Origin of the sequence: Williamsia herbipolensis (assembly GCF_036153515.1) — a bacterium.
GTDB classification, from domain to species: Bacteria; Actinomycetota; Actinomycetes; order Mycobacteriales; family Mycobacteriaceae; genus Williamsia_A; species Williamsia_A herbipolensis.
Genome location: NZ_CP108021.1, coordinates 267,380 through 281,391, shown reverse-complemented (window position 1 = coordinate 281,391; position 14,012 = coordinate 267,380). Strand labels below are relative to the sequence as shown.

Below are 14,012 nucleotides of genomic sequence, written 5' to 3'. Positions count from 1 at the left end.
CACCGTGTCCGACACCACCGTCACCACCACCGACTTCGCCGACGGCCCGATCAGCGAGGCCGATCTGACGCCTCGGCAGGCGAAGGTCCTCGAGGTCATCCGTGCGTCGGTCCGCGAGCGCGGTTATCCCCCGAGCATCCGCGAGATCGGGGACGCGGTCGGCCTCAACTCCACGTCGTCGGTCGCCCATCAGCTCCGCACCCTGGAGCGCAAGGGCTTCCTCAAGCGCGACGCGAACCGCCCCCGCGCGGTGAACGTCCAGGACGCCGATCCCGGTGACGGCGGCGGGTCGGATGCACTCTCGCTGCCGACCCCGACCTTCGTCCCGGTCCTCGGTCGGATCGCGGCCGGCGGGCCCATCCTCGCCGAGGAGGCCGTCGAGGAGGTCTTCCCACTCCCCCGCGAACTCGTCGGCGACGGCGCGCTCTTCCTGCTCCGGGTGGTCGGCGAGTCGATGATCGACGCCGCCATCTGCGACGGCGACTGGGTGGTCGTCCGCCAGCAGAACGTCGCCGACAACGGCGACATCGTCGCGGCGATGATCGACGGCGAGGCCACGGTGAAGACCTTCAAGCGCACCGGCGGACACGTGTGGCTGATGCCCCACAACCCGCAGTTCGAGCCCATCCCGGGTGACGAGGCGGCCATCCTCGGCAAGGTCGTCACCGTCATGCGCCGCCTCTGATCGACCGCACGCACCCCGCAGATCCCATCTGACCACGCCGCGTGTCACACTGAGTTCCCCGTTCGGCGGACGACAGGAGAAGTGATGGGCGCGCAGCGATTGGTCCTCGACGGGGCGGTGGTCGTCGTGACCGGCGCCGCCGGCGGCATCGGGCGAGAGGTCGTCCGTGAGGTGCATCGCCGCGGTGCCCGGGTGGTCTCACTCGACCTCTCCCAGGCGGCGGTCGACGACGCCGTCCGCGGACTCGATCCCGACCGCGTGCTCGCGGCACGCGCCGACGTCACGGTCCCCGCTGACCTGTCCGACGCAGTCGATCGCGCCGTTGCGCGGTGGGGACGGATCGACGTGGTGTTCGCCAACGCCGGTATCTCCAGCGGAGATTCGGCCGACACCGTGGCCAGCGTGGCCGACGGCGTGTTCGAGCGCGTCATCGGCGTCAACCTGATGGGCGTGTGGAACACGGTGCGGGCGGCACTGCCCCACATCATCGACTCCCGGGGCCACGTCCTCGTCACCTCGTCGACGTACGCCTATCTCAACGGGATGGTGAACGCGCCCTACGCGGCGTCGAAAGCCGCCGTCGAACAGATCGGACGCGCGTTGCGCAGCGAGCTCGCGGCCCACGGTGCGACGGCCGGGGTGCTCTACCCCGGATGGGTCGCGACCCCCATCGCCGACGTCGCCTTCGGCAAGGACGAACTGGCCACCGCGCTGATCAAGCGGGCCTTCCCGCGTCCCCTGCTCACGCCGATCAAACCCCGACGGGTCGGCCTGGCGGTCGCCGACGGGATCGAGGCCCGGTCACCGCGCATCCAGGTGCCACGCCGGTGGATCCCCGTCGCCGCACTGCGCGGGATCGTCAACCCGCTGTCGGATGCCGCCCTGCACCGTGATCCGACCATGATCGGCCTCGTGCGTGAGGTGGAGGACCGAGCTCACCGGCGGTGAACCCGATCGACCCTCGTCGCCGTCAGGCGTGCAGTGGCGCCGCCGCGGCGGCCCGTGCATCTGCCGGATCCGCAGTCGCCAGCGCCGCCTGCGCCGCGGCCCGGCACTGCGCCGTGGTCACCTGACCCAGCGCCGCACCCACCCCCGCCGCGGCCGCGGGTGCGCTCGACAGTGACGTGACCCCCATGCCCACCAGCACGCAGGCGAGCAACGGGTCGGCGGCGGCCTCACCGCACACGCCGACGGACTTGCCGGTCGCCGAACCCGCTGAGGCGACCATGTTGATCAGCGCGAGGACGGCTGGCTGCCACGGGTCGGTGAGGTAGGCCAGTTCGGCGGACATGCGGTCGGCCGCCATCGTGTACTGCGTGAGGTCGTTGGTGCCGATCGACACGAAGTCGACCTCGGCGAGGATCGACGGCGCGAGCAGGGCGGCCGAGGGGATCTCGATCATCACCCCGGCGACCAGGCCGCGGGCACGCACCTTCGCCGCGAAGTCGCGCGCCTCGGTCGCGGTGGCCACCATCGGGGCCATCACCCACGGGGACGAGCCGGTGGCCTCGGCGGCGGCCGCGATCGCGTCGAGCTGCCGGTCGAGCAGACCCGGGTTGCCGAACGCCACCCGCAGACCGCGCACACCGAGAGCGGGGTTGGCCTCGGTTCCGTTGTCGGCGAACAGGAGCGGCTTGTCGGAGCCGGCGTCGAGGGTGCGGATCACGATCTTCGCGTCGGGTTGCCCGGCGGAGGGGACGAACGCCTCGATGACCTCGCGGTAGAGCGCGGTCTGCTCGGCGGCGTCGGGCTCCTTCGCGCGGTCGAGGAAGGCCAACTCGGTACGGAACAGCCCGATGCCCTGGACCGGGAAGTCGGTCGCCGAGCGGGCGGATGCACCGTCCTGGACGTTGGCGAGGATCGATACGTCGAGGCCGTCGGCGGTGCGCCCCGGCCCGCTCCAGCGCGACACCAACTCCGCGGCGTCGCGAGACCGGGCGACGGCGGTGCGGGCGGTCTCGGCGTCGGGACCGACGGTGACGGTGCCGGCCTCGCCGTCGAGCATCACCGGCGTCCCCGCGGCGACCGAGGTCAGCGCACCGACGGCGACGACACACGGAATCCCCAACTGGCGGGCGATGATCGCGGTGTGGCTGGTCGGGCCGCCCAGACGCGTGGCGAGGCCCAGCACGAGGGCAGGGTCGAGCCCGGAGGTGTCGGCCGGGGCGAGGTCGTCGGCAAAGAGGATGACCTCGTGGTCCGGCTGGGCCAGTCCGGGTTCCGGGTCACCGGCGAGTTCGGCGAGCACACGGTCGCGCACGTCGAGCAGGTCGGTCACCCGCTCGGCCATGAGGCCGCCGAGCTTGGTGAACATGGCGACGAACTGTTCGGTGGCGTCGACCGCGGCGTTCGGTGCCGGTGACCCGGCGCGGATGAGCTTCTCCGCCGAGGAGATCCAGCCGCGGTCCTGTGCGAGGGCCGCCGTCGCCGAGAGGACCTCCGAGGCCACTCCGGTGCCCGCGGAGGCACGGGCGCGCAACCGGTCGGCCACGGCCGCCGCCGCGGCGACGAAGCGCGCGCACTCGGCCTCGGCGTCGGCCGGTGGGGTCCCCGGGCCCGGCAGGGCCGGCCGCTCACCCGGCCACATCACCGGCGCGAAGGCCACGCCGGACACGACCGGTGTGCCGGTGAGGACCGTGGGGGCGGCGGGATCGGTGGAGCTGGACACGTCCTCCGTGGAGAGGTCGTTCGCTGTCGCGTGGGGAGCCATGGGGTGCCTATCGATCGTTGCTGTCGGCCGATCATCCGCCGCGGCGTCCGATGTGGACTCTCGACGAGGTGATTGTCATTGCGGTGCTGTTGTGTGACTCAAATTACAAGAAAAGCTTGACTTGTCAACACATCCAGGCGTAAACACAACAATATCAACATCCAAAGCCACACATTCCAACCGAAACGGGGACGCGTGTACGCCGAAGAGCGACAGCAGGCCATCGCCGACCAGGTACTCGCCCACGGTCGCGCGTCGGTGACCGCGCTGGCCGAGGAATTCGATGTCACCAGCGAGACCGTGCGTCGCGATCTCGCCTCGCTCGAGCGGGCCGGATTCCTGCGTCGCGTGCACGGCGGCGCCGTCCCGGTCGACGCCGTGCGGGTCACCGAACTCGGCGTCGCCGAGCGCGCCGATGCCCATCCCGACGAGAAGGAGCGCATCGGCACGGCCGCGTGTCGCTTCGTGCCGTCCGACGGCGGCAGCCTCGTGATCGACGCCGGCACCACCACCGTGCAGGCCGCCGCCCGGCTGCCGCGCGATCGCTCGCTCACCGTGTTCACCAACTCTCTGCCCGTCGCCGCGTCGGTGGCCGATCACCCGGGCGCGCAACTGCACTTCCTCGGCGGTCGCATCCGCGGGCTCACCCAGGCCGCGGTCGGACCCGCCCCCATCACCGCACTCGCCTCGTTCCGCGTCGATGTCGCGTTCATCGGCACCAACGGCATCACCGAACGCCACGGGCTGTCGACACCCGACCCCGACGAGGGTGCGGTGAAGTCGGCGATGATCGCCGCCGCCAATCGTGTTGTCGTGTTGGCGGATTCCTCCAAGCTCGGCGCCGAGGACATGACGCGCTTCGCCGGCCTCGATGAGGTCGACGTCCTCATCACCGACGACGGCATCGACCCGAGCTTCTCCGCGCAGCTGTCCGCGCGCGGTGTCGAGGTCGTGATCGCATGATCGTCACCGTCACCGCCAATCCCAGCGTCGACCGCACCATCGTGCTCCCCGGCGAACTGGTCCGCGGATCGGTCATCCGCGCCGCCGACGCGCGTGTCGAGCCCGGGGGGAAGGGCGTCAACGTCTCCCGCGCCGTGCAGATGGCCGGCGCGGCGACCACCGCAATTCTGCCCGCACGCTCCGGCGATCCGCTGCTCGTGGGACTCGACGCCGTGGGGCTCGTCCACCGCACCGTCGATGTCGCCGTCGACGTCCGCAGCAATCTGACCATCACCGAACCCGACGGCACCACGACCAAGCTCAACCTTCCCGGCGCGGTGATGTCAGCGGCCGAGCTCGCCGAGATGACCCGCCTGGTCCTGGACTCCGCCTCGACCGCGACCTGGGTGGCCCTGTGTGGATCGCTCCCGCCGGGCGTGCCCGACGACTGGTACGCCGACCTCGCCGACCGGCTGTCGTCGATGCCCTGCCGGGTCGCGGTGGACACCTCCGGGTCGCCGTTGACCGCCGTGCGCGCCGCCATGCCCGCGGTGTCGGTGGATCTGATCAAGCCCAACAGCGAGGAGCTGTGCGAGATCACCGGCGCCGATCTCGCCGCGCTGGAACAGGCGGCCGACGCCGGCGACTTCGGTCCCACCCACGACGCGGCGCGCGCCCTGCACGACCTCGCCGGCTGTGCCGTCCTCGCGACGTTGGGTGCGGCCGGCGCGATGCTGGTGACCGAGACCGGCGCCTGGCGCGCCACGCCCCCGCCGATGATCCCCGTGAGCACCGTCGGGGCCGGTGACGCAACCCTCGCGGGTTACCTGCTCGCCACTCTCGACGACGCCGCCCCGGCCGACGCCCTGCGTCGCGCCGTCGCCTACGGATCGGCGGCGGCGGGGCTCGCCGGCACCCAACCACCCCGACCCACCGACCTCGCACTGTCCGCGGTGCGCGTGAGCGAGGTGGCGACACCCCACGCGGTGTGAGGCCCTCGCGCCGCATCCCCTGACCCGACCACCCGCTTCACCGAACAACCAGAAGTCGACCAGCCTCCACCGTGGAGGCTCCCACCGAGAAAAGGCACAACGATGTCCGACACCCACATCGGCACCGCTCCGACCGGAGCGCCCGAATCCGCCGATCCACCGCAGATCATCGAGGCAGCGACCGTCGCCCTCGACGTCGCCGCCGGATCGGACAACCAGGCGGTGATCACCTACCTCGCCGACCTCCTGGTCCGCAGCGGCCGGGCCACCGACGCCGACACCCTGGTGAGCGCGGCGATGGCGCGGGAGGCCCAGTCGGCCACCGGCCTTCCCGGCGGGATCGCGATCCCCCACTGCCGCACCGAGTCCGCGGTGCGCGCGAGCCTGGCCTTCGCCCGCCTCGCGCCGCCGATCGATTTCGGCGCCACCGACGCACCCGCCGATCTGGTGTTCCTGATCTCGGCGCCCGCCTCGGGCGGCTCCGAGCACATGAAGCTGCTCAGCGCGCTGGCCCGGGCCCTCGTCCGTCCCGACTTCGTCGCGAAGCTGCGTGCCGCGTCCGACGCGGACGCCGTGGTCGCCCTCGTCTCCGAGGTCGTCACCCCGGCGACGCCTACGACCACTGCGTCGACGAGCGCTGCAGCGACCGGCGCTGCGACGACCGCCGCCACCGCGACCGCGGCCGGCACCACTCCGCCCGCCGCCACCGGCTCGGCGGCTGCGACCACGGTCGTGGCGATCACCGCCTGCCCCACCGGTATCGCGCACACCTACATGGCCGCCGACGCCCTCACCTACGCCGCGCAGCGCGCCGATGTGGACTTCGTCGTCGAGACCCAGGGGTCGTCGAAGACGACCGCCATCGATCCGGCGGTCATCGCCCGGGCCGACGCGGTCATCTTCGCCACCGACGTGGGTGTGAAGGGCCGGGAGCGTTTCGCCGGCAAACCCGTCATCGAGTCGGGGACCAAGCGCGCGATCAACGAGCCCGACACCATGATCGCCGAGGCCGTCGCCGCGGCGAAGGACCCGAACGCGAAGCGTGTGGGTGGCTCGGCCGCCGCGGCCGCCGCCAGCGCATCGGCCGGCTCGAGCGAGCTCGGCTGGGGCACCCGCACCCGGCAGATCCTGCTGACCGGTGTCAGCTACATGATCCCGTTCGTCGCCGCGGGCGGCCTGCTCATCGCACTGGGCTTCCTGCTCGGCGGATACGAGATGGCGCTCAAGCCCAACGGCGCCACCGATCCCCTGGGTGCGACGATCGCGCTCAGCAACAGCCTCACCAACCTGCCGTCGGGCGGGTTCGCCCAGTACCTCGGTGGCGTGTTCTTCGAGATCGGGTCGCTGGCGTTCTTCTTCCTGGTGCCCGCGTTGGCCGGCTACATAGCCTTCGCGATCGCCGACCGTCCCGGTCTGGCTCCCGGTTTCACCGCCGGCTACATCGCGTCGGTCGTCGGCGCCGGCTTCATCGGCGGCCTCGTCGGTGGTCTCATCGCCGGCTTCGTGGCCCTGTGGATCAGCCGGATCCCGTTGCCGCAGTGGGCGCGTGGACTCATGCCCGTCGTCATCATCCCGCTGCTGGCCACACTGATCACCGGCGCGCTGATGTTCATGGTGCTCGGACGCCCGCTGAAGTGGATCACCACCTCGCTGCAGGACGCGCTGTCGAACATGTCCGGCAGCTCGGTCATCATCCTCGGCATCATCCTGGGTCTCATGATGTGCTTCGACCTCGGCGGTCCGGTCAACAAGGCTGCCTACGCCTTCGCGGTCCAGGGGCTCGCGGTCGGTGCGGCGCCCGACCTCCGCATCATGGCCACCGTCATGTGTGCGGGCATGGTCCCGCCGCTGGCCATGGCGCTGGCCACCACCATCCGCCCGAAGCTCTTCACCGAGCCGGAACGCGAGAACGGCAAGGCGGCCTGGCTGCTGGGTGCGTCGTTCATCTCCGAGGGCGCGATCCCGTTCGCCGCGGCCGATCCGCTGCGTGTCATCCCCTCGATGATGGCCGGTGGCGCCGTGACCGGTGCGTTGACGATGGCGTTCGATGTGGGCCTGCGGGCCCCGCACGGCGGCATCTTCGTCTTCTTCGCGATGACCAATGTGTTGGGCTTCCTGATCTCGCTCGCAGCGGGCACAGTGGTCGGAGCCGTCCTCGTGGTCGCGGCCAAGCAGATGCGGTCCAAGCCGGTCGTCGCGACCTCCGAGGTCGCCCTCGGCGCTCCCGTCCCCGCCTGATCCGCCCACCCGTCACCACCACACAGAAGGAACTGAACATGCCCAGTACCACCATCGCCGTCGGGTCCGCCGTCGGACTGCACGCCCGTCCCGCCACGATCATCGCCGAGGCCGTCGCCGCGGCCGGCTCGGCGGTCACCCTGGCCGTCGAGGGCGGCGAGCCCGTGGACGCCGGTTCGGCGCTGATGATCATGACCCTCGGCGCCGAGAAGGGCACCCAGGTCGTGGTCAGTGCCGACGATCAGGCCACGCTCGACGAGATCGCCGGCCTCGTCGGCAAGGATCTCGACGCCGAGTGAGCGACCAGATCGACGCCGAGTGAGCGAGCACATCGACGCCGCATAGTCGACGGAGACGGCAACGGCCGGTGGGGGATGTCCCCCACCGGCCGTTGCTCGTTCCGCTCGCCTCAGCGCCAGGCGATGTCCACCAGGTCGCCGGCCAGCGCGGCCGGGACCTTCACCCGCATGAACGTCCCGTCGTCACGGTGTTCGGTCTCGAGGACGTCGCCGTGGGCGTGGATGCGCGAGACGAGGTCGCCACGCGAATAGGGCACGAGCACCGACATCTCCACGTCGTCGCGCCCGATGACGTCGCGCACACGGTCGAACAGCTCGTCGAGCCCCTCGCCGGTGACCGCCGAGACGAACACGGCGTCGGAGAACTCGCCGCGCAGCGCGGCGAGGGTGAGCGGGTCGGCGGCGTCGACCTTGTTGACCACCAGTATCTCCGGCGGTGCGGTGGCCTTCTCGCTGCGCACGACCTCGTCGATCACCGTGCGCACGGTCGAGATCTGGTCCATGGGCAGCGGATCGGACGCGTCGACGACGTGGAGCACCAGGTCGGCGTCGACGACCTCCTCAAGGGTCGAGCGGAACGCCTCGACCAGCTGCGTCGGCAGGTGTCGCACGAACCCGACGGTGTCGGTGAAGACGACCTCGCGGCCGTCGTCGAGCGTCGCACGACGGGTCGTCGGATCGAGCGTCGCGAACAGGGCGTTCTGGACGAGCACGCCGGACCCGGTCATGGCGTTGATGAGACTGGATTTCCCGGCGTTGGTGTACCCGGCGATGGTCACCGCGGGCACCGACGACCGACGGCGGCCACTGCGTGACACCGTTCGCGCCGTCTTCATGCCGCGGATCTCGCGACGCAGCTTGGCCATCCGTTCACGGATGCGCCGTCGATCGGTCTCGATCTTCGTCTCACCGGGACCACGCAGGCCCACACCGCCGTTGCTACCCGCCCGACCGCCGGCCTGACGCGACATCGACTCACCCCAGCCGCGCAGCCGCGGGATCATGTACTCCATCTGCGCCAACGCGACCTGCGCCTTGCCCTCACGTGAGGTGGCGTGCTGGGCGAAGATGTCGAGGATCAGGGCGGTACGGTCGATGACCTTGACCTTCACCACCTTCTCGAGCGCGTTCAGCTGGGCCGGTGTCAGTTCGCCGTCGCAGATCACCGTGTCGGCGCCGGTGGCCAGGACCACCTCGCGGAGCTCGTGCGCCTTGCCCGATCCGATGTAGGTCGCGGGGTCGGGACGATCGCGCCGCTGCATGACCGCGTCGAGGATCTCCGAGCCCGCGGTCTCGGCGAGTGCGGCCAACTCGGCCATCCGCGCCTGCGCGGTGGAGGCGCTGCCGTCGGTCCACACCCCGACCAGGACGACCCGTTCGAGGCGGAGCTGCCGATACTCGACCTCGGTGACGTCGGTGAGTTCGGTGGACAGTCCGGGTACACGCTGTAGCGACGATCGCTCGTCGAGCTGCAACTCGCCCGTGGTCGGCGTGCGGCGCCGGAACTGTTCGGTGATGCCCGACGTCCGGTCGGTCTCGTCGATCGCGTCGGTGTGGTCGATCGTGTTCGTGTCGGTGAAGAAGGTGTTCTCCTCTGTGTCGTCAGCGGTGCCGTGATGGTCCGGTGATGCCGGATGTACCGCGTGTGGTGTCAGTGATCTCACGGATCGGGGTGCCCGCGCATCCGATTTTCCGGTCGGCCCCTCGGTGGATGCGGTGCCGTCGGCGAGGCGTGGGACGGCTTCCCGCGAGGACGTCACCGGGTGGTGGTCCGGGGTGGGTTCGAGGCCCGGTCCCACCCGGGTCGCAACACACCCGAGCCCACGAGAACCGACGGGCCGGTGAGGTAGGCGGCGTCGGCGTCGAGGCGAATGCCCACCCTGCCACCGGGTACCTCAACGTCGATCGTGCCCAGCTGATTCCCGGTGGAGGCCAGCAGTGCGGCCGCCGCGGCGGCGACGGTCCCCGTACCGCAGCTGCGCGTCTCACCCACGCCGCGCTCGAGGACCCGCATCGCCACGACACCGTCGCTCGGTGGCGTGACGATCTCGATGTTGACGCCGGCCGGGAAGACGTCGGTGTCGAATCGTGCACCCGACGCGAAGTCGATCGCATCGAGGCCGGCGCGGTCGAGATCCGGTACGACACAGGCGAGATGGGGGTTGCCGACGTCGACGGCGACCCCCGCGACGGTCAGGTCGCCGAGTGTCGCCTTGCTCTCGACACCCACCGTGACCGGCCCCATCTCCACGGTGACGGTCGCGGTGGTGGCGTCGGCGTCGGAGACGTGCACCGCACGTGCGCCCGCGCGCGACCCGACGATGAAATCGGGGCCGTCCACGAGCCCGGCGGCGACGAGGTGGTGGGCGAACACACGCACCCCGTTGCCGCACATCTCCGCGATCGATCCGTCGGCGTTGCGGTAGTCCATGAACCAGTCGCGGGTACCGACGCCCGCGGGCAGTTCGTCGAGCGCGCCGGTGACGCACAGCGCGTCGGCACGGGCGACGCGCAGCACGCCGTCGGCGCCGATCCCGCGACGTCGATCACACAGGGCGATGACGAGGTCGGCGGTGAGATCGAGGCGCGCGTCGGCGTCGGGCAGCAGCACGAAGTCGTTCTGGGTGCCGTGCCCCTTGAGGAACGTCATTCCCTCGATGTCGACGTCTGCTGCCATGGGCCCAGGTTACCGTTCGTGCCCGTCGCCCGCGGTCGGCGCTCCGGGCGTGGGGGTGGTGTCCACCAGGGCCGAGACGGCGTCGAGCAACGACGGGTCGGCGGCGTCGAACCAGTGGATGCGCGGATCACGCCGAAACCACGAGCGTTGTCGGCGGACGTAGCGCCGGGTGCCGGTGAACGTGAGCTCGCGCGCGGTCGCCATGTCGTGTCGTCCGTCGAGGGCGTCGAGGACCTGCGCGTACCCGATGGCGCGCGGTGCGGTCGTGCCCTCCCGCAGTCCGCGCCCCACGAGCGTGCGCACCTCGTCGACGAGTCCGTCGTCGAACATCGCGTCGGTGCGCCGACGCAGACGGTCGTCGAGGACGTCGGTGTCGCGGTCGACCGCGACGATCGTGGTCGCCCATCGCGGGGCCCGGCCGATCGGCGGCGCCGACGCCGCGAACGGTTCCCCGGTGATCTCGACGACCTCCAGCGCCCGCACGATGCGGCGTCCGTCCGACGGCAGGATCGATGCCGCGGCCGCCGGATCGACCTGCGCCAGCCGACGGTGCAGTGACCCCACCCCGTCGGAGGCGAGCTCGTCCTCGAGTCGCGCGCGCACGGCGGGGTCGGTGGCCGGGAAGGTCCAGTCGTCGAGGAGCGACTGGATGTACATCATGGACCCGCCGACGATGATCGGGCGGCGATCGGCAGCGATGATCGCCTCGACGTCGGTACGGGCGGCCGCCTGATACCGCGCGACGGTCGCGGTCTCGGTGACGTCGAGGACGTCGAGTTGGTGGTGGGTGACCCCGCGGCGCATCTCGGGCGGCACCTTGGCCGTCCCGATGTCCATACCCCGGTACTGCTGCATCGCGTCGATGTTGACGATCTCGCCGTCGTGGCGCTGCGCCAGGTCGAGGGCGAGCTCGGATTTCCCGGTGCCGGTGGGGCCGATCACCGCGATGGGTGTGCGAACCGGGTCGCGGGGCCGAGGCGCTGACGGCCCGGTCAGCGTTCCCACCACGCGACCTGATAGCCCACCCCGAACGGCGCCCCGCGGTAGAGCGATGCCGAGGTGGCCGACGCCTCGCCGGACGCGGTCCACGCCGCGGCCGCGACCTGCCACGCCGTGCGGCCGGCGATGCGCATCTGCGCGCAGGTCTGCTCCTCGAGCCGGGCGAGGGCCTCGAGGTCGGCGGTGGCGAGCGCGTCGTCGATCCGGTCCTGCAGTGCGGCAGCGCCGTCGAGGAGTCCGGCCGGTGCCCGGTCGGTGAGTCCGGTCGACCCGTCGCCGACGACGAGGACGCCGACCGTCTCGCCGGATGTCGCACTGCGGCGCCCGAGCTGTTCCCCGACCACGGCGCACTCCGTGGCCGGGGTCGACGGGTCGACGAGCACCGGCTCGACGGCGGCGCCATCGGCCACGCGGCCGCGCAGCCAGGCGGCGATCAGCATCGGGGTGGGCATGGTGTCGGCGTCCGGTCGTGCGGCGGGACCGGGGTCGAGCGACACCGTCAGGTCGACCCCGAAGCCCGCGAATGTCCCGTTCCGCGGTATCGCGGAGCCGTCGCTCGGGACGACACCGATCGCGATCCAGGTGCTCGCCCGGGCGGCCAGTCGTCGGCCCACCTCGAGTACGGCGGCGCGGACAGGGTCGACGTCGGCGACCGCTGCCGGACCCGACACCTCCGGGACGATCAGCGGGGCCCCGGGGACGAAGGCGACAGCGGAGATCACACCGCAGACGCTAGTCGACGCGGCCCCGCGCCCCGGCGCCCGCGCACGGCCCGCGGCGTTGACGCGACTGCGCACGAAATCGGCGCCCGCCTGCTTAGATGGGGCCACGACATACCGGGTCGGCACGCACCGGGTCGGACGACAGTGGCAGCCGTGACGCGCGGCAGGGACGAGGTTGTGACGGACATGAGTGAACCGACAGCGCAGCGCGCGGACTCCGCGGTCGAGCCCGCGGACGCACCGAGCCCGACCGTCTCGGACCCGACGCCCCCCACCGGGTCCGCTGCAGCGGCGCCCGCACCGGCTGCGGCCCCCGACGTCGCATCGACTCCCGGCGTCCCCCCGCCCGCCGAGTCCTCACCCGCTGCCGCCACACCGAGCACGCCGTCGCCCGGCGGCCCCAAGCCCGGACCACGCCCGGGTCCCCGACCCGGCCCCCGTCCCGGAGCGCCCCGGCCGGGCGCGGCGAACCCGGCGGCGGCCACCGCTGCGCCGGCCGTCGAGCACCCGGTGCGGGTGCGACCGGCGAGCGACCCGCGACAGTTCGGTCGGGTCGACGACGACGGCACGGTGTGGCTCACCGCCGGCGACGAACCCCGACAGATCGGTTCGTGGCAGGCCGGCACCCCCGCCGACGGCCTCGCCCACTACGGCCGACGGTTCGACGACCTCGCCACCGAGGTCGAGATCCTCGAGGAACGGCTGGCGGCGGGGACCGGTGATCCCCGCAAGACGAAGACCGCCGCGGTGGCCCTGCGCGACTCGCTGCCCACAGCTGCGGTCATCGGCGACGTCCCGACCCTCGAACGACGGCTGACGGCCATCATCGACGGCGCCGACAGCATCGCCGAACAGCGCACGAAGGAGCGTGACGCCGCCCGGACGGCGGCCATCGCCCGCAAGGAGACCCTGGCCGCCGAGGCCGAGCAGATCGGCGCCGAGACCACGCAGTGGAAGCATGCCGGCGACCGTCTGCGCGAGATCCTCGACGAGTGGAAGACGATCAAGGGCGTCGACCGCAAGACCGACGACGTGCTGTGGAAGCGCTACGCGAAGGCCCGCGACGCCTTCAACCGCAGGCGCGGTGCGCATTTCGCCGATCTCGACCGCGAACGCGCCGGCGCCAAGGCACGCAAGGAAGAACTCATCGAGCAGGCGCAGGCCCTCTCGGACTCCACCGACTGGGGTCCCACGGCGGGCCGTTTCCGCGATCTGCTGACCGAGTGGAAGGCGGCCGGACGCGCACCCCGCGACACCGACGACGCCCTCTGGGAGCGTTTCAAGGCCGCCCAGGACGTCTTCTTCGCGGCCCGCAACGCGGCCAACTCCGAGCGTGACGAGGAGTTCGGGGCGAACGCGGCGGCCAAGCGTGCACTGCTCGAGGAGGCGAAGTCGATGGCCGACCCGGCCAAGGACCTCGACGCCGCACGCACCCAGTTCCGATCGCTGCGCGACCGGTGGGACGCGATCGGGAAGGTCCCCCGCGAGCAGATGCAGTCGCTCGAGAAGGGCATCCGCGCCATCGAGAAGCGCATCGCCGACGCCGAGAACACGCACTGGCAGCGCACCGACCCCGAGGTGAAGGCCCGCGCCGACCAGTTCGCCTCGCGCGTGGCCCAGCTCGAGGAACAGGCCGAGAAGGCTGCCGCACGCGGCAAGGACCGCGAGGCGGCCGATCTGCGGGCCCAGGCCCAGCAGTGGCGCGAATGGTCACAGGCGGCGCAGAGCGCCGTCTCCGACCTCTAGGG

The 14,012-nt window shown here is 71.6% G+C and carries 12 protein-coding genes; 7 read left to right on the top strand and 5 right to left on the bottom strand.

Features of this window, described 5'->3' with window-relative positions:
* Nucleotides 1-4: 4 nt before the first annotated feature.
* Both lexA and OG579_RS01245 read left to right on the top strand, forming a co-directional pair.
* The gene (lexA, locus tag OG579_RS01250) at nt 5-685 is read left to right on the top strand and encodes a transcriptional repressor LexA (protein WP_328857797.1); all 681 of its coding nucleotides are present in this window, start codon (nt 5-7) and stop codon (nt 683-685) included.
* Between the two features lie 84 nt (nt 686-769).
* Nucleotides 770-1,633, top strand: a complete 864-nt coding sequence (locus OG579_RS01245) for an SDR family NAD(P)-dependent oxidoreductase (RefSeq protein ID WP_328857796.1) — start codon at nt 770-772, stop codon at nt 1,631-1,633.
* A 22-nt stretch (nt 1,634-1,655) separates the two neighbouring features.
* On the opposite strand, the gene OG579_RS01240 is transcribed toward OG579_RS01245, so the two are convergent.
* A complete protein-coding gene (locus OG579_RS01240; protein WP_328857795.1) occupies nt 1,656-3,395 on the bottom strand; it encodes a phosphoenolpyruvate--protein phosphotransferase in 1,740 nt (579 codons plus the stop codon).
* A gap of 195 nt (nt 3,396-3,590) precedes the next feature.
* Here OG579_RS01240 and OG579_RS01235 point away from each other — a divergent pair, with 195 nt between their 5' ends.
* From OG579_RS01235 to OG579_RS01220, 4 genes are all read left to right on the top strand, one after another.
* Nucleotides 3,591-4,358: a DeoR/GlpR family DNA-binding transcription regulator gene (locus OG579_RS01235; RefSeq protein WP_045822529.1), complete on the top strand. Its 768-nt coding sequence runs from the start codon at nt 3,591-3,593 to the stop codon at nt 4,356-4,358.
* Nucleotides 4,355-5,329 carry a 1-phosphofructokinase family hexose kinase gene (locus tag OG579_RS01230; RefSeq protein WP_328857794.1) on the top strand — a complete coding sequence of 325 codons (975 nt, stop codon included), beginning with the start codon at nt 4,355-4,357 and terminating at the stop codon, nt 5,327-5,329. Before OG579_RS01235 ends, OG579_RS01230 begins: the two co-directional genes overlap by 4 nt.
* A 102-nt stretch (nt 5,330-5,431) precedes the next feature.
* Nucleotides 5,432-7,567 carry a PTS fructose transporter subunit IIABC gene (locus OG579_RS01225; protein WP_328857793.1) on the top strand — a complete coding sequence of 712 codons (2,136 nt, stop codon included), beginning with the start codon at nt 5,432-5,434 and terminating at the stop codon, nt 7,565-7,567.
* A gap of 38 nt (nt 7,568-7,605) precedes the next feature.
* Nucleotides 7,606-7,866, top strand: a complete 261-nt coding sequence (locus OG579_RS01220; RefSeq protein WP_045822527.1) for an HPr family phosphocarrier protein — start codon at nt 7,606-7,608, stop codon at nt 7,864-7,866.
* Nucleotides 7,867-7,976: 110 nt separating this feature from the next.
* Here the strand turns inward: OG579_RS01220 and hflX are convergent, their stop codons facing one another.
* The 4 genes from hflX to OG579_RS01200 form a co-directional block, all read right to left on the bottom strand.
* Nucleotides 7,977-9,410 (bottom strand): GTPase HflX, encoded by a 1,434-nt coding sequence (gene hflX, locus OG579_RS01215; protein ID WP_328859115.1) that lies wholly within the window; start codon nt 9,408-9,410, stop codon nt 7,977-7,979.
* Nucleotides 9,411-9,622: 212 nt separating this feature from the next.
* Entirely contained in the window at nt 9,623-10,543 is a 921-nt protein-coding gene (dapF, locus tag OG579_RS01210) for a diaminopimelate epimerase (protein WP_328857792.1), read from the bottom strand.
* A gap of 9 nt (nt 10,544-10,552) precedes the next feature.
* Nucleotides 10,553-11,485: a tRNA (adenosine(37)-N6)-dimethylallyltransferase MiaA gene (gene miaA, locus OG579_RS01205; protein WP_328857791.1), complete on the bottom strand. Its 933-nt coding sequence runs from the start codon at nt 11,483-11,485 to the stop codon at nt 10,553-10,555.
* Nucleotides 11,486-11,535: 50 nt separating this feature from the next.
* A complete protein-coding gene (locus tag OG579_RS01200) occupies nt 11,536-12,264 on the bottom strand; it encodes a class III extradiol ring-cleavage dioxygenase family protein (RefSeq protein ID WP_328857790.1) in 729 nt (242 codons plus the stop codon).
* 186 nt (nt 12,265-12,450) lie between these two features.
* Here OG579_RS01200 and OG579_RS01195 point away from each other — a divergent pair, with 186 nt between their 5' ends.
* On the top strand, nt 12,451-14,010 hold the full coding sequence (locus tag OG579_RS01195; RefSeq protein ID WP_328857789.1) for a DUF349 domain-containing protein: 1,560 nt from the start codon (nt 12,451-12,453) through the stop codon (nt 14,008-14,010).
* Nucleotides 14,011-14,012 lie beyond the last annotated feature (2 nt).